We start from the raw sequence: 14697 nt of genomic DNA on the forward strand, positions 1-14697 counted from the left end.
GGGAAGCAGGAGGAGCCAGGAGAGGCAGGGCGGAACGGGGTGAAGCGGTGGCGGTTCGCGCGGACCGGCGGGCGGGCACGCCGTCGGGCCCGGCCGGGGTGTCGCGCGGCCGCGGGGAGCGTGGCTCAGGAACCGGCCGAACGCCGGTCGGTCAGGGGCGTCATCCGGATTCGGGTCAGCAGCCGGGCCGACGTGGCGGCCTCCTCCGGCGGCCCGTCGACGCCGACCGCGGCGGTGTCCAGCAGCCGCCCGGCGGCCTCGGCACCCTCGGCCCCGTGCAGGCCCAGGACGGCGGCGGGCGCCGCCTCGGGGTCGCCGTCCACGTCGACGAGCCGTACGACGAGGTCGTCGCGGTGGAAGACGGTGGCCGCGAGCACCGGGCCGTTCCGGTCGTGCGCGGCGGCGGCGTCCCGCCGGGCCAGCAGCCGGGCCAGTTCCCTGCCTGCGCCGGCGCGCACCGGGTAGAGCAGCGCGAGCCGCTCGGTGCGCGTGCCGGGCCGGCCGGGGGAGGCCGCGTGGTGGACGGCCGGCATGGCGGCCCGGGTGAAGAAGCGCCGGGCCGACTGCGGGTCGGCGAGGTCCCGGTCCTGCTCCAGATACGGGTTGAGGGCCTCCTCCACGGCCCGCACCCCGGGCTGCCGGGCCACGTGGCGCAGCGCGGTCTGCAGGTCGCCGCGCACCTCCACGGCCCGCACGATCCGGTTGCCGGACATGAACAGCGAGGTCCGCAGCAGCCGCGTGGAGCCGTCCACGTGGGCGTCGGGCGACACGTACTCGGACAGCAGCCGGGCCGTCTCGGCCTCGGTGCCGGGCCGTACGGTGAAGGTCAGGGCGTGGCGTACGACGTTGCCCCCGATCCGGGGCGCGGAGCGCGGCTCACCGGCTGCGGGCCGGGCGCCGTCGGTCTCCCGCAGGACGCTGTAGCGCAGCGAGTGGGTGTCCCGGACGCAGGTCTGCAGCGGCTCCACGGTGTCCAGGTGCTCGTCGCTGTTGACCCAGGCCAGGAAGGGCGCGGCGCTCTCCCACTCGCTGGTCAGCAGCCACTGGGTCGGGTTCTCCAGGGACTGGCACAGCTGGTCGCTGACGTGTCCCGGAACGGCGGCGACCCGGTCGCGGATGCGCTCGTAGGCGTCCAGGAACTCCTGCTGCATTCCGTCGTGGACGTCCAGCATCAGGACGACCCGCACGCGGGATCCGTCGAACGCGGATATCGACACGCCACCCGCTTCCGCCGCCACGGCGGGCGACGACGCCGTGCCCGACGTCGCAGTGGCATCGGTCGCGTCCGTGCTCGGGGCATCCGTCGCTACGACGGGAGAGACCGTCATCCGGCCCACCTCTTCTCCGGGAACTTCCTCGTGGACTGGGGCGATCGCCGCTGGCGCACGCCAGGCAGGCGGGGTGCGACGGTCGCGTAAGCACGATCGTGGGCCGTGCCCGCGGGGTCCGCGAACCAGGAGGGTTAAGCGGGTGAAGCCTGCGCCGCCGCGGGCCTCGACGGGCCGTACGGGGCATGCATGAAGGCCCCGGCGCACACCTGTCGGACCCACTCGCACGTCTGTCGGACGTGTGTCGCACGTCTGTCGCACAACGGAGGACGAACCCATGAACGAAAGAGCCGACCGGTCCGGCGGCGCCGCCCCCGGGGGCGACCGGACCCACCGTGTCCCGGTCCTGGTCGTCGGCGGGTCCCTGGTGGGCCTGTCGACCTCGGTGTTCCTGGGACGTTTGGGAGTCCGGCACACCCTGGTGGAGCGCCACGCCGGCACCTCCATCCACCCCAGGGGCCGCGGCAACAACGTCCGCACGATGGAGATCTTCCGGGTGGCCGGCACCGAGCCCGACATCCGCCGGGCCGCCGCCACCCTGGCCGACAACCACGGCATCCTCCAGGCACCCACGCTCGCCGGTGACGCGGGGGAGTGGCTGTTCAAGCAGATCGACCCGGGTGGCGGACTGGCCCGCTTCAGCCCCAGCTCCTGGTGCCTGTGCAGCCAGAACGACCTGGAGCCCGAACTCCTCACCCACGCCGTCAACCTCGGCGGCGACCTGCGCTTCGGCACCGAACTGCTCTCCTTCGAGGCCGACGCCGACGGCGTCACGGCGATCGTGAAGAGCCGGGAGACCGGCGAGCACACCACCATCCGCGCGGACTACCTGGTCGCCGCCGACGGACCCCGCAGCCCCGTCCGCGAGCAGCTCGGCATCGGCCAGAGCGGACCCGGCGACCTCTTCCACAACGTCAGCATCACCTTCCGCTCCCGTCGCCTCGCCGACGTCGTGGGCGACCGCCGCTTCATCGTCTGCTACCTGACGGACGAGGACGCCGACGGTGCCCTCCTGCCCGTCGACAACCGCGAGAACTGGGTCTTCCACGCCCCCTGGCACCCCGAACAGGGCGAAACCGTCGAGGACTTCACCGACGAGCGCTGCGCCGCCCACATCCGCCGCGCCGTCGGCGACCCGGACCTGGACGTCGAGATCACCGGCAAGGCCCCCTGGCACGCCGCCCAGCGCGTCGCCCGCAGCTACCGCTCCGGCCGCGTCCTGCTGGCCGGCGACTCGGCCCACGAGATGTCCCCCACCGGCGCCTTCGGCTCCAACACCGGCATCCAGGACGCCCACAACCTCGCCTGGAAGCTGGCCGCGGTCATCGAGGGCTGGGCGGGCGAGGGTCTGCTGGACACCTACGACGCGGAACGGCGCCCGGTCGCGGAGGCCACCAGCGCGCGGGCGGCCCACCGCTCGGTCGAGCACAGTCACCCGGGGTTCGCGCCGCCGCCGGTCATGGGAGGCGGGGTGCCGGGCGGGGTGCCCGGTGGGTCTGGTGGTTCCGGTGGTTCGGGTGGTTCCGGCGTACCGGGGGGTGCGCCCGGTGGTGCGCCGGGTGGTGCCACGGGTCCGGGCGGGCCCGGTGGTGCCGGCGGACCGGGGGGTGCGCCCGGTGGTGTCGGGGGTCCGGGCGTGCCCGGTGGTTCCGGCGGACCGGGGGGTGCGCCGGGTGGTGCGCCGGGTGGTGCCACGGGTCCGGGCGGGCCCGGTGGTCCCGGCGGCGCGCCCGGTGGTGGCCGCCCCGGTGGCGGTCCGCAGCGCGGGATCCTCAACGTCGCCCTCGGCTACCGCTACCCCCGGGGCGCGGTGGTCGGCGCCGACCCGGCGACCCCGGTGGTCCCGGAGGGCCTCGACCTCACCGGAGCGCCCGGCAGCCGGGCTCCCCACCTCTGGCTCCGCCGGGGCGAGGACCGCCTGTCCACCCTGGACCTCTACGAGGACTCCCTCGTCCTGCTCAGCGACGCGGCCCAGCCCACCGGCTGGCACGAGGCGGCCGCCGAGGTGGCCGCCTCGATGCGGGTCCCGCTGAAGTCGTACCGCGTGGGCGGGACGCCCGGGGCCGACCTGATCCCGGACGACGAGGAGACCGACTGGGCGCGCGCCCACGGGGTGACCCGCGGCGGCGCGGTCCTGGTCCGCCCCGACGGCTTCGTGGCCTGGCGCTCCCCGGGGCCCGCTCCCGACCCGGCGGCGATGCTGCGCCAGGTGGTGGGGTCGGTACTGGCCCGCACCTGAGGCGACCGGCCACCCCAAACGTGGACCACTCCCCGCTTACCTGCTAGCGTCTCGTCCGGCAGTAAGTGGGGAGTGGTCCCCAGTATGGGAAGGGGCGGACGTGGCGGATACGGCACTGGTGCTGGGCGGGGGCGGCCTGACCGCGTACGGATGGCAGATCGGCGTCCTGGCGGGCCTGGCCGACGCCGGGGTGGACCTCACCGACGCCGAGGTCCTGGCGGGCACGTCGGCGGGTTCGCTGCTGGCCCTCGACCTGGCCAGGGGATCGGCCCCGGCGGACCTCTACAAGGAACAGCTCAACCGCGAACGCGCCATGCTGGAGGTGGACTTCACGTTCGGCATGACGATCAGGTACCTGTGGGCCGCGCTCGGTTCCCGGGACCCGGAGACGGTCGTGAAGCGCCTCGGGCGGCTCGCGCTCTCCGTGCGCGACGTGCCGCAGACCGCGGTCTTCGACGCCATCGGCGCCCAACTCCCGGTCCGTGACTGGCCCGACAGGACCGTCCGGATGTTCGCCGTCGACGCGCTCACCGGTGAGCCGACCGCCTTCGACGCCGACAGCGGCACCGACCTGCTGCACGCCATGTCGGCCACCTGCGCCCTGCCGCCCCTCTTCCCGCCGATCACCATCGGCTCGGGCCGCTGGATGGACGGCGGCGTCCGCTCCACGACCAACGCCGACCTGGTCGACGACTGCGCCCGCGTCGTCGTGCTGGCTCCGATCCCCAAGGGGGCGGGAGCAAGCCCGAGCGCACGCACCCAGGCCGAGACCCTCTCCTCGCGCGGGGCCAGGGTCGCCCTGCTGACCCCCGACCGGCAGGCCCGCCGCGCCTTCGGCCGCAACGCCCTGGACGCCTCCCGCATCCCCGGCGCGGCGCGCGAGGGCCGACGCCAGGGCGCTGCCCACGCGGAACGCATCGGGGAGATCTGGCGGGGCTGAACGCGGAGTCAGCCCCGGGGCTCCGACAGCCCCGACACCTCGTCGACCAAGGGCTGGACGCGGTAGGGAACGACCGCGCTCAGGGCGATGACCGTCGTACTGCGCCGCACCCCCGGCACCTCCAGCACCCGGTCGATCACCTGCTGCACGTGCTGGTTGCTCGTGCCCGCGATACGGCACCAGATGTCGCCGGGGCCCGTCACGACGTGCGCCTCCAGGATCTGCGGCACGGCCCGCAACCGCGCGGCGATGGCCTCGCGGGCCGGCTGGTCCACCTCGAACGTCGTGAACGCCTGGACCACGTGCCCGAGGGCGGCGACGTCCACGTCCGGCCCGTAACCGGTCACCACCCCGGAGCCGGTCAGCCGGTCGAGCCGGGCCTGCAAGGTGCCGCGGGCGACCCCGAGTTGTCGGGCGATCTCCAGCAGGCCCTCACGCGGACGTTGCCGGAGCAGCCGCAGCATCCGGCCGTCGAGCCGGTCGAGCCCCTGTCGTGCCACCGCACCTGCCGATCTGCCATGCGAAGGGCACCTTGAAGCTCCTTCTCCTGCCACATAGGCAACCAGAAGACGCCTCTGTTGCCCAATGGACACTCAGCGCCCCACTCTATGAGCTCCCGTCCACGAGGAGACCGGTGAGGTCCGTGAAACCCGTGAGGCAGCACACGCATCCGTTCATCCCCTACCGGACCGACCGGTACGACGAGGCCGAGATGATCCGGCGGGGAAGGGACGTCGTGTCGTTCGTCGACCGCAGGCGCAGCGTGCGGTTCTTCAGCGACGAGCCGGTCCCGCGCGAGTGCGTCGACCTCGCCGTCGCCGCCGCGAACACCGCACCCTCCGGAGCCCACTTCCAGCCGTGGAAGTTCGCCGTGATCGGCGACGCCGAGACCAAGCACCGCATCCGGGTCGCCGCCGAGGAGGAGGAACGGGTCAACTACGAGGGCGGACGCATCCCGCCCGAATGGCGCGCCGCGCTCGCCCGCCTGGAAACGGACGCCGACAAGAGCTTCCTCGACGTGGTGCCGTGGATCGTGGTCTGCTTCGCCGAGAAGAGCACCGCGATGCCGGACGGTTCGCTGCGCAAGAACTACTACGTGAACGAGAGCGTGGGCATCGCCTGCGGCCTCTTCATCACCGCCCTGCACACGATGGGCCTGAGCACGCTCACCCACACGCCCAACCCGATGGCCTTCCTCACCCACATCTGCGAACGCCCCGGCAACGAACGCCCCTACATTCTCTTCCCCGTCGGCTACGCGGCCCCCGACTGCGAGGTCCCGGACCTGACCCGGAAGCCCCTGACGGACGCGATCACCGAGCCTTCGCACTGACGATCCGCCGAGGGCCCCGACCCGCCGCACGCGCGTCGAGGGCCCATGGCTCAGGACGACCCGGTCACCCCCTGGCGACCGCCGTCGGCGGACCAGCAGCCCACCAGCCACCTCGGCCACCGCGAGGGCACCCACCCCGGCGGCGACCGGAACGGAGTCCGGCGACCCGGCGTCGGCACGGGCGTCCGCGGCGAGCCGTGTCCGGTCGGACCCGCTGCCGTACCCACCGGCATAGCTAGCCGCCCTCGTCGTACCGGGACCCCGGCATCTTGTCGGCGTACCGCTGGTGCACCAGCCGCTGGTAGCGCGCCAGGCCGGTGCCGTCGGCGCCGACGGAGGCACGGGCAGTGCCGCCCGGGCCGCGTACGCAGCGATCAGGCGGCCTCCTCCTCGCCGTGGAGCTGGTCTTCGACCGCCCCCTGGCCCTCGGCGAGACCCAGCCCTTCCGGTACCGCATTACCGACGGCACCGGCGGCGAGAACACCTGGGAGTGGGACTGACCGCACCGTCCGTCGCTCAGCGCGACGCGCGGGAGCGCTCCAGCTCACGCAGGCAGGCGTCCGCCTCGGCAACCCGATCCTCGCCGAACACCCGCACACCCGCTCGCCTCAACAGAGCCGTCGTAACTCCCTGACCCGGCACACGCGTCCCCCCGAACCGCCCGTCATGGACGCGGAGCGAGCCGCATGAGGGACTGGACTCCTTCAACAACGCCACCCGGACCCCGGCCGCCCGGGCCGCGTCCAGCGCGAGACGGGCCCCGCGAAGGAAGTGCCGGGTGACGTCCTCCCCGGACCCGGTGAGCACCCGGGCGTTGCCGTCCAGGACATCAGCCCCGTCCCCGCCCACGATCTCCGCCGCCGGCCGCGGCACGGGCAGCCCGCCGGACACCTCCGGGCAGAAGACAACCACCCGCCCCTCGTCCCACCACCGCCCGACGACTTCGCCACCGACCGGCTTGGCACTCCCGTCATAACGCACCCGCCTGCCCATCAGACAGGCACTCACCAGAACCCTCTCCACCACGCCAGGCTACGAGCTTTGAGAGAGACCCGGCCCACCGGCTCGGCCGGCCACCGGGGCCGCGACTCGTCTCGTACCGCCGGCGGACAGCTGTCCCAGGGACCCTCACAGTATGGGGCGATCGGAGAAGAAACCGCGGCGGCTGAGTGGTGGGCGGACCCGGTGCCCTGACTGTGGGCTCTCACAGGACCGGGTGGCGGAGCACCGGTGGACCGAGCTGTCCGACGGGCGCGTGACGGTCCACGGGGCGGGCCCGCCGGACCAATCCCAACGGTGCCGCGTCGAGCACCGCCTCGCCTGCCCCGCACCACCTCTGCCGGACCCGTGGCAGTGGTTGACGTCCCTCCGCGGGCAGAACGCGCGCCGACCGGAACGACAGAACGCGCCGGCACAACTTCCACGTCCCGAGGACTGGCCGGACACCGGTTGAGGACGCCCAGAACGACACAGACCCGCACATACGCGAAGACCCCGTTCTCAGCGAACTCGCTGATGGCGGGGTCTTGGGCACTCCCTGCGAAGTGCCCCCGGCAGGATTCGAACCTGCGCACACGGCTCCGGAGGCCGTTGCTCTATCCCCTGAGCTACGGGGGCGTGTCCGTCGCGGTCGGTGTTGCTCGCGGCGACGGGTAGAACACTACCAGCTCGCCCGGGGTGGTCATGAACGGGTTTTGGCGGGTCGTGAGGGGGTCCGGGCAGGGCGTTGTCCCCCGCAGGGGGTGGAAGTGGGGAAAACCCGGACGCGGTGGCCGGTCCGGACCTACTCTCGAGTTGTGCCTAGGGCGTCCGGCCGGATTCTTGTTGTGGACGACAACAAGGTCATCCGGCAGCTGATCAGGGTCAACCTCGAGCTGGAGGGCTTCGAGGTCGTGACCGCGGGCGATGGTGTCGAGTGTCTGGAAGTCGTCCATCAGGTGCGACCCGACGCCGTGACACTGGACGTGGTCATGCCTCGGCTGGACGGACTGAGAACCGCTGCCCGGCTGCGTGCCGATCCGCGTACGCGGGATCTGCCGATCGCGATCGTCAGTGCCTGTACGCAGTACGAGGTCGACGCCGGGTTCGCCGCGGGGGCCGACGCGTTTCTGTCCAAGCCCTTCGAGCCCGCCGAGCTCATCCGTGTCGTACGGCAGTTGGTCGAGCGGAAGATCAGCGGTTCCGTCGTCAACGGGGCGTCCGGACCGGGCTCCGGGGCCGGGGCCTCGCTGCCGCGGGTGCGCGGGCTCGCGGGCGAGAACGGGGCGTCCGCTCAGGCGTGAACGGAAGGGCGGGGACCTCCGGATTCCCCAGCCCGCGTCCATATCCCGGGACTGCCGCAAATCGGTTCGCCCACCCACCCCCCTCCTCCCATACGCTTGTCCCGTGACACCCGTAGAGCTCTCCCGCACCGTGCTGCACGCGGTGCGCCTCGCCGTCGACGCGGGGGAGCTGAGCGTGTCCGTCCCGACGCGTGCCGTGGTCGCGCCGCCGGGGCCCGGAGGGTGCGGGGAGTACGCCACCAACATCGCCCTCCAGCTGGCCCGGTCGGCCGGACAGACGCCGCTCCGGGTCGCCGAGGTGCTGCGGCCCCACCTCCTCGGAGTCGACGGCATCACCGACGTCGTCCTCACCGGGCCGGGGTTCCTCAACATCAGTCTCGACCGCGCCGCCTCCGCCGTAGAGGTCGTCGGCGACATCCTGCGCCGCGGGGAGCGGTACGGGTACGCCGACGGGGCCGACGGGCGCCTCGTGCGGCTGCACTGCCCGCACGAGCTGCGTGCCGTCGTCGTCGGCGAGGCCGCGGCGCGGCTCCTGCGATCCCAGGGGGCGCTGGTGCGGGTGAGCGCCGAGGGGTTCGAGGCCGCGTGGACCTCCGTCCTCGGAGTGACGGTCGACGCCGTCGGGCCCGCTCCCGCCGAGCTGCCCGTCAACGTCCGGCCCGTGCCCGCCACCGCCGGCATCCTCGCCCTCGGGCGCGACGCCGGACGCTGGGCCCTGCTCCACCCCGCCGCCCGCGACCGGCCCCGGACCGGCGACGAACACCTCGTCCAGCGGGAGGGCAACCCCCTCTTCCGGGTGCGGTACGCGCACGCCCGTGCCCGGGCCGCCGCTCGCAACGCCGCCGACCTCGGATTCGCCGCCGTACCGGGCCCCCTCACCGAGAGCGCCGAGCAGGATCTGATCGCCGCGCTCGCCGACCACCCCCGTGTCCTCGCCGCCGCCGCGGACCACCGCGCCCCCGACCGGCTCGCCCGGCACCTCGTCACCGTCGCCGACGCCGCGCTGCCGTTCCTGCCCACCGTGCTGCCGCGCGGCGGGGAGAAACCCTCGGCCGCCCACCGTGCCCGGCTCGCGCTCGCCGAAGCCGTCGGGGCGGTGCTGGCCGGCGGCCTGGCCCTCCTCGGCATCGACGCACCCGACCACCTCTGAGAGAGCACCGAAGACGCCATGAGCCGTTCCGCACACCCCGCCGGGCCCCGGCACGCCGATGTACTGCCCGAGGGGCACTACACCGCCCCGGCAGACGATCTGAACGCCCTCGATCCCAAGGTCTGGGCCCACACGGTCGGGCGGGACGCGGACGGTGTCGTCACCGTCGGAGGGCTGCCCGTCACCCAGCTCGCCGAGGAGTACGGCACCCCCGCCTACATCCTCGACGAGGCCGACTTCCGGGACCGGGCGCGGGCCTGGCGCACCGCCTTCGGCAGCGACGCCGACGTCTTCTACGCGGGCAAGGCATTCCTGTCGCGCGCCGTCGTGCGGTGGCTGCACGAAGAGGGACTCAACCTCGACGTCTGTTCCGGTGGGGAGCTCGCCACCGCCCTCTCCGCCGGGATGCCCGCCGAGCGGATCGCCTTCCACGGCAACAACAAGTCGACGCAGGAGATCGAGCGCGCCGTCCGGGCCGGGGTCGGACGGATCGTGCTCGACTCCTTCCAGGAGATCGTGCGCGTCGCCCACATCGCACAGGAACTCGGCAGGCGCCAGCGCGTGCAGATCCGCATCACCGTCGGGGTCGAGGCGCACACGCACGAGTTCATCGCCACCGCCCACGAGGACCAGAAGTTCGGCATCCCGCTCGCCGGCGGGCAGGCCGCCGAGGCCGTGCGGCGGGCCCTGCAACTGGACGGGCTCGAGGTCATCGGGATCCACTCGCACATCGGGTCGCAGATCTTCGACATGTCGGGGTTCGAGGTCGCCGCGCACCGGGTCGTCGGGCTGCTCAAGGACATCCGCGACGAGCACGGCGTCGAGCTGCCCGAGATCGACCTCGGGGGCGGGCTGGGCATCGCGTACACCAGTGACGACGATCCCCGCGAGCCGCACGAGATCGCCAAGGCGCTCACCGAGATCGTGACGCGTGAGTGCGAGGGCGCGCGGCTGCGCACGCCCCGCATCTCCGTCGAGCCCGGCCGGGCCATCGTGGGGCCCACCGCCTTCACGCTGTACGAGGTCGGCACCGTCAAGCCGCTGGACGGGCTGCGGACGTACGTCTCCGTGGACGGCGGGATGTCGGACAACATCCGCACCGCGCTCTACGACGCCGAGTACAGCGTCGCCCTCGTCTCCCGCACCTCGGACGCCGAGCCGATGCTCGTGCGCGTCGTCGGCAAGCACTGCGAGAGCGGGGACATCGTGGTGAAGGACGCGTTCCTGCCGGGGGACCTGGCCCCCGGTGACCTGATCGCCGTACCGGCGACGGGGGCCTACTGCCGCTCCATGGCCAGCAACTACAACCACGTGCTGCGGCCGCCCGTCGTCTCCGTGCGGGACGGCGAGGCGCGGGTCATCGTGCGGCGGGAGACCGAGGAGGATCTGCTGCGTCTCGACGTCGGGTGACGCCCGCGGGCACCTCGGTCGGAGAAGGCCCCGGCCCAAGAAGTGGTCGGGCGAAGATCTTCCGGCTCGCGGCCCCTCCGAAAATGAAATAAACGTCTCACGATCCGGACGAAAGGCAGAAAATCCCGTCCGGTGCGTGAGACTGGTCCAACCGTAGACGGTAAGAGGAAACGAGGTCGGATGATGCGTACGCGTCCGCTGAAGGTGGCGCTGCTGGGCTGTGGAGTGGTCGGCTCAGAGGTGGCGCGCATCATGACGACGCACGCCGCCGACCTCGCCGCCCGGATCGGGGCCCCGGTGGAGCTCGCGGGTGTCGCCGTACGGCGGCCCGACAAGGTGCGGGAGGGGATCGACCCCGCCCTCGTCACCACCGACGCCACCGCCCTCGTCAAACGGGGGGACATCGACGTCGTCGTCGAGGTCATCGGCGGGATCGAGCCCGCGCGGACGCTCATCACCACCGCCTTCGCGCACGGCGCCTCCGTGGTTTCCGCCAACAAGGCGCTCATCGCCCAGGACGGCGCCGCCCTGCACGCCGCCGCCGACGAGCACGGCAAGGACCTCTACTACGAGGCCGCCGTCGCCGGTGCCATCCCGCTGATCCGGCCGCTGCGCGAGTCGCTGGCCGGCGACAAGGTCAACCGGGTGCTCGGCATCGTCAACGGGACGACCAACTTCATCCTCGACGCCATGGACACGACGGGCGCCGGGTACCAGGAGGCCCTCGACGAGGCCACCGCCCTCGGGTACGCCGAGGCCGACCCGACCGCCGACGTCGAGGGCTTCGACGCCGCCGCCAAGGCCGCCATCCTCGCCGGGATCGCCTTCCACACGCGCGTGCGCCTCGACGACGTCTACCGCGAGGGCATGACCGAGGTCACCGCCGCCGACTTCGCCTCCGCCAAGGAGATGGGCTGCACCATCAAGCTGCTCGCCATCTGCGAGCGGGCAGCGGACGGGGGATCGGTCACCGCGCGTGTGCACCCCGCGATGATCCCGCTCAGCCATCCGCTGGCCAATGTGCGCGAGGCGTACAACGCGGTGTTCGTCGAGTCCGACGCCGCCGGACAGCTCATGTTCTACGGGCCCGGCGCCGGCGGTTCGCCGACCGCGTCCGCCGTGCTCGGCGACCTGGTGGCCGTGTGCCGCAACCGACTGGGCGGGGCGACCGGACCCGGTGAGTCCGCGTACGCGGCGCTGCCCGTGTCGCCGATGGGCGACGTCGTCACGCGCTACCACATCAGCCTCGACGTGGCCGACAAACCGGGCGTGCTCGCCCAGGTCGCGACCGTGTTCGCGGAGCACGGTGTCTCCATCGACACCGTGCGGCAGTCCGGCAAGGACGGCGAGGCATCCCTCGTCGTCGTCACCCATCGCGCGTCCGACGCCGCCCTCGGCGGTACGGTCGAGGCGCTGCGCAAGCTCGACACCGTGCGGGGTGTCGCCAGCATCATGCGGGTTGAAGGAGAGTAACGAGCAATGACCCACCAGTGGCGCGGAATCATCGAGGAGTACCGGGACCGGCTGCCCGTCTCCGACAGCACGCCCGTCGTGACGCTCCGTGAGGGCGGCACCCCGCTCGTGCCCGCGCAGGTGCTCTCCGAGCGCACGGGCTGCGAGGTCCACCTCAAGGTCGAAGGGGCGAACCCGACCGGGTCCTTCAAGGACCGCGGCATGACCATGGCCATCAGCAAGGCGAAGGAGGAAGGCGCGCAGGCCGTCATCTGCGCGTCCACCGGCAACACCTCCGCCTCCGCCGCCGCCTACGGCGTGCGCGCCGGCATGGTCTCCGCCGTGCTCGTGCCGCAGGGCAAGATCGCGCTCGGCAAGATGGGCCAGGCCCTCGTCCACGGCGCGAAGATCCTCCAGGTCGACGGCAACTTCGACGACTGCCTCACGCTGGCCCGTGCGCTCAGCGACAACTACCCGGTGGCACTGGTCAATTCGGTCAACCCGGTGCGTATCGAGGGGCAGAAGACGGCCGCCTTCGAGATCGTGGACATGCTCGGCGACGCGCCCGACATACACGTCCTCCCGGTCGGCAACGCGGGCAACATCACCGCGTACTGGAAGGGGTACCAGGAGTACGCCGCCGACGGGGTGAGCACCAAGAGGCCCCGCATGTGGGGGTTCCAGGCCTCCGGCAGCGCCCCGATCGTGCGCGGCGAGGTCGTCAAGGACCCGTCGACCATCGCCACCGCCATCCGGATCGGCAACCCCGCCTCGTGGGACTTCGCGCTCGCCGCGCGGGACGAGTCGGGCGGTGCCATCGACGAGGTGACGGACCGTGAGATCCTGCGCGCCTACCGGCTGTTGGCCTCCCAGGAGGGCGTCTTCGTGGAGCCCGCGTCCGCCGCGTCGGTGGCCGGTCTGCTGAAGGCCGCCGAACAGGGCAAGGTCGACCCGGGGCAGCGCATCGTGTGCACCGTCACCGGCAACGGCCTCAAGGACCCGGACTGGGCCGTCGCCGGCGCCCCGCAGCCGGTCACCGTCCCGGTCGACGCGGCGACGGCGGCCGAGCGGCTCGGCCTGGTCTGAGCGCCGCACCCGCGCCGCACTCGCGCGCCGCGCCCGTTCTGCGCGACCGGCGTAAGAGGGCGTAAGCGACGCCCGGCCGGGAACGTCACTTGTGGGGGGTGCACAGGGGGCTTACGACACGCATCGTGCGCCTCCTGTGCGCCCTATGTCGCCACAGAACCTTCCTTCGATAGGCTGTACCTAACCCGCCTGCCGCATATGCCGCGGCGCGGCGCCGTCCCCGCGGTCGCGCCCAGGGTTGGGTACGTCATCGTCATCGAATGTCATTCGACACTCACGACAGTCACGACAGCTTCGACAGTCACGCAGCTCAAGGAGAGTCATCGAGCGATGGCCGGTCCAGCCTTCCGCGCCGCCGCCGTCAGGGTGCGCGTCCCCGCCACCAGCGCCAATCTCGGTCCGGGCTTCGACGCCCTCGGCCTCGCGCTGGGTCTCTACGACGACGTGGTCGTCCGGGTGGCCGACTCCGGGCTGCACATCGACATCGCGGGTGAGGGCAGCGAGACCCTCCCGCGCGACGAGAAGCACCTCCTCGTCCGCTCCCTGCGCACCGCCTTCGACCTGCTCGGCGGGCAGCCGCGCGGCCTGGAGATCGTCTGCGCCAACCGCATCCCGCACGGCCGCGGCCTCGGCTCCTCCTCCGCCGCCATCTGCGCCGGCATCGTCGCCGCGCGCGCGGTGACCATAGGCGGCGAGGCCCGCCTCGACGACGCGGCGCTGCTCGACCTCGCCACCGAGATCGAGGGCCACCCCGACAATGTGGCGGCCTGTCTGCTGGGCGGCTTCACCCTGTCCTGGATGGAGTCCGGCGCCGCCCGGGCGATCAGGATGGAGCCCTCCGATTCCATCGTTCCGGTGGTTTTCGTGCCCGGGAAGCCGGTGCTGACCCAGACCGCGCGCGGACTGCTCCCGCGCAGCGTCCCGCACGTCGACGCCGCCGCCAACGCCGGCCGCGCCGCGCTGCTCGTCGAGGCCCTCACCCGGCGTCCCGAGCTGCTGCTGCCGGCCACCGAGGACCGACTGCACCAGGAGTACCGCGCGCCGGCGATGCCGGAGAGCGCGGCACTGGTGGAACGGCTGCGTGGTGACGGCATCCCCGCGGTGATCTCGGGTGCCGGACCCACGGTGATGGCCCTGGCCGACGCCGACACGGCCGACAAGGTCGAGGCGCTGGCCGGAGCGGACTGGGCGGCCAACCGGCTCGACCTGGACCAGCAGGGCGCGAGCGTCCTGCCCCTGGCGACCGCCAGTGACACCTGACGCGGACGGTTGCCGGATTTCGAGAGGGGGAATGTTTGTTGGATCCGGTAGTGTTAACCTCAAGTCTGCACCCGACCCCACCATGGCGAGGTGCCTCGTGTCCCCGTCCGGGACAGACATTCTTCCGGGAGCCCCCCAAGCCGCATTGTGCAGTGGATGCCGTACGTGATCAGTACGGCCGACACGGGTACTGAGCGGCCCGCCAGAGGGGGTTACC

Annotated in this window: 14 protein-coding genes and 1 tRNA gene; 11 read left to right on the forward strand and 4 right to left on the reverse strand. The window is 72.6% G+C overall.

The genetic code is table 11. The features are described 5' to 3' along the window. Positions 1-125: 125 nt before the first annotated feature. Positions 126-1328 carry a SchA/CurD-like domain-containing protein gene (locus ACZ6IM_RS21245; RefSeq protein ID WP_469558177.1) on the reverse strand — a complete coding sequence of 401 codons (1203 nt, stop codon included), beginning with the start codon at positions 1326-1328 and terminating at the stop codon, positions 126-128. Between the two features lie 277 nt (positions 1329-1605). Between ACZ6IM_RS21245 and ACZ6IM_RS21250 the strand changes: the two genes are divergently transcribed. Both ACZ6IM_RS21250 and ACZ6IM_RS21255 read left to right on the forward strand, forming a co-directional pair. Beyond that, entirely contained in the window at positions 1606-3567 is a 1962-nt protein-coding gene (locus ACZ6IM_RS21250) for an FAD-dependent oxidoreductase (RefSeq protein WP_469558180.1), read from the forward strand. Positions 3568-3667: 100 nt separating this feature from the next. After that, a complete protein-coding gene (locus ACZ6IM_RS21255) occupies positions 3668-4507 on the forward strand; it encodes a patatin-like phospholipase family protein (RefSeq protein ID WP_469558183.1) in 840 nt (279 codons plus the stop codon). Positions 4508-4515: 8 nt separating this feature from the next. On the opposite strand, the gene ACZ6IM_RS21260 is transcribed toward ACZ6IM_RS21255, so the two are convergent. Next, positions 4516-5007: an Lrp/AsnC family transcriptional regulator gene (locus ACZ6IM_RS21260; protein WP_052840700.1), complete on the reverse strand. Its 492-nt coding sequence runs from the start codon at positions 5005-5007 to the stop codon at positions 4516-4518. A 152-nt stretch (positions 5008-5159) separates the two neighbouring features. On the opposite strand from ACZ6IM_RS21260, the gene ACZ6IM_RS21265 reads away from it, so the two are divergent. Beyond that, positions 5160-5840: a nitroreductase family protein gene (locus ACZ6IM_RS21265; protein WP_469558186.1), complete on the forward strand. Its 681-nt coding sequence runs from the start codon at positions 5160-5162 to the stop codon at positions 5838-5840. A gap of 347 nt (positions 5841-6187) precedes the next feature. Then, entirely contained in the window at positions 6188-6340 is a 153-nt protein-coding gene (locus tag ACZ6IM_RS21270) for a hypothetical protein (protein WP_469558188.1), read from the forward strand. Positions 6341-6356: 16 nt separating this feature from the next. Here ACZ6IM_RS21270 and ACZ6IM_RS21275 read toward each other — a convergent pair whose 3' ends face one another. Next, positions 6357-6863 carry a 2-thiouracil desulfurase family protein gene (locus ACZ6IM_RS21275; RefSeq protein ID WP_469558190.1) on the reverse strand — a complete coding sequence of 169 codons (507 nt, stop codon included), beginning with the start codon at positions 6861-6863 and terminating at the stop codon, positions 6357-6359. Between the two features lie 112 nt (positions 6864-6975). Between ACZ6IM_RS21275 and ACZ6IM_RS21280 the strand changes: the two genes are divergently transcribed. Next, on the forward strand, positions 6976-7293 hold the full coding sequence (locus ACZ6IM_RS21280; protein ID WP_469558193.1) for a DUF6083 domain-containing protein: 318 nt from the start codon (positions 6976-6978) through the stop codon (positions 7291-7293). 92 nt (positions 7294-7385) lie between these two features. Here ACZ6IM_RS21280 and ACZ6IM_RS21285 read toward each other — a convergent pair. Beyond that, positions 7386-7457 (reverse strand) — tRNA-Arg (locus ACZ6IM_RS21285). Positions 7458-7636: 179 nt separating this feature from the next. On the opposite strand from ACZ6IM_RS21285, the gene ACZ6IM_RS21290 reads away from it, so the two are divergent. The 6 genes from ACZ6IM_RS21290 to thrB all read left to right on the forward strand — a co-directional run bounded on the left by ACZ6IM_RS21290 (position 7637) and on the right by thrB (position 14480). Beyond that, the gene (locus tag ACZ6IM_RS21290; protein WP_469558195.1) at positions 7637-8122 is read left to right on the forward strand and encodes a response regulator; all 486 of its coding nucleotides are present in this window, start codon (positions 7637-7639) and stop codon (positions 8120-8122) included. A 103-nt stretch (positions 8123-8225) separates the two neighbouring features. Then, positions 8226-9272, forward strand: a complete 1047-nt coding sequence (gene nrtL / locus ACZ6IM_RS21295) for an ArgS-related anticodon-binding protein NrtL (RefSeq protein ID WP_469558199.1) — start codon at positions 8226-8228, stop codon at positions 9270-9272. An 18-nt stretch (positions 9273-9290) separates the two neighbouring features. Next, entirely contained in the window at positions 9291-10682 is a 1392-nt protein-coding gene (gene lysA, locus ACZ6IM_RS21300) for a diaminopimelate decarboxylase (RefSeq protein WP_469558201.1), read from the forward strand. 180 nt (positions 10683-10862) lie between these two features. Then, positions 10863-12155: a homoserine dehydrogenase gene (locus ACZ6IM_RS21305; protein ID WP_052840680.1), complete on the forward strand. Its 1293-nt coding sequence runs from the start codon at positions 10863-10865 to the stop codon at positions 12153-12155. Between the two features lie 6 nt (positions 12156-12161). Next, positions 12162-13220: a threonine synthase gene (thrC, locus tag ACZ6IM_RS21310; protein WP_052840679.1), complete on the forward strand. Its 1059-nt coding sequence runs from the start codon at positions 12162-12164 to the stop codon at positions 13218-13220. 330 nt (positions 13221-13550) lie between these two features. Beyond that, the gene (thrB, locus tag ACZ6IM_RS21315) at positions 13551-14480 is read left to right on the forward strand and encodes a homoserine kinase (protein ID WP_052840678.1); all 930 of its coding nucleotides are present in this window, start codon (positions 13551-13553) and stop codon (positions 14478-14480) included. The last annotated feature ends 217 nt before the right edge of the window (positions 14481-14697 follow it).

This window comes from Streptomyces sp. NPDC042336 (assembly GCF_055581985.1).

Coding starts and splice junctions, on each gene's coding strand:
- ACZ6IM_RS21305 (WP_052840680.1), top strand. CDS start 10,863: ATGATGCGTACGCGTCCGCTGAAGGTGGCGCTGCTGGGCTGTGGAGTG.
- thrC (WP_052840679.1), top strand. CDS start 12,162: ATGACCCACCAGTGGCGCGGAATCATCGAGGAGTACCGGGACCGGCTG.
- ACZ6IM_RS21250 (WP_469558180.1), top strand. CDS start 1,606: ATGAACGAAAGAGCCGACCGGTCCGGCGGCGCCGCCCCCGGGGGCGAC.
- ACZ6IM_RS21245 (WP_469558177.1), bottom strand. CDS start 1,328: ATGACGGTCTCTCCCGTCGTAGCGACGGATGCCCCGAGCACGGACGCG.
- lysA (WP_469558201.1), top strand. CDS start 9,291: ATGAGCCGTTCCGCACACCCCGCCGGGCCCCGGCACGCCGATGTACTG.
- ACZ6IM_RS21280 (WP_469558193.1), top strand. CDS start 6,976: ATGGGGCGATCGGAGAAGAAACCGCGGCGGCTGAGTGGTGGGCGGACC.
- thrB (WP_052840678.1), top strand. CDS start 13,551: ATGGCCGGTCCAGCCTTCCGCGCCGCCGCCGTCAGGGTGCGCGTCCCC.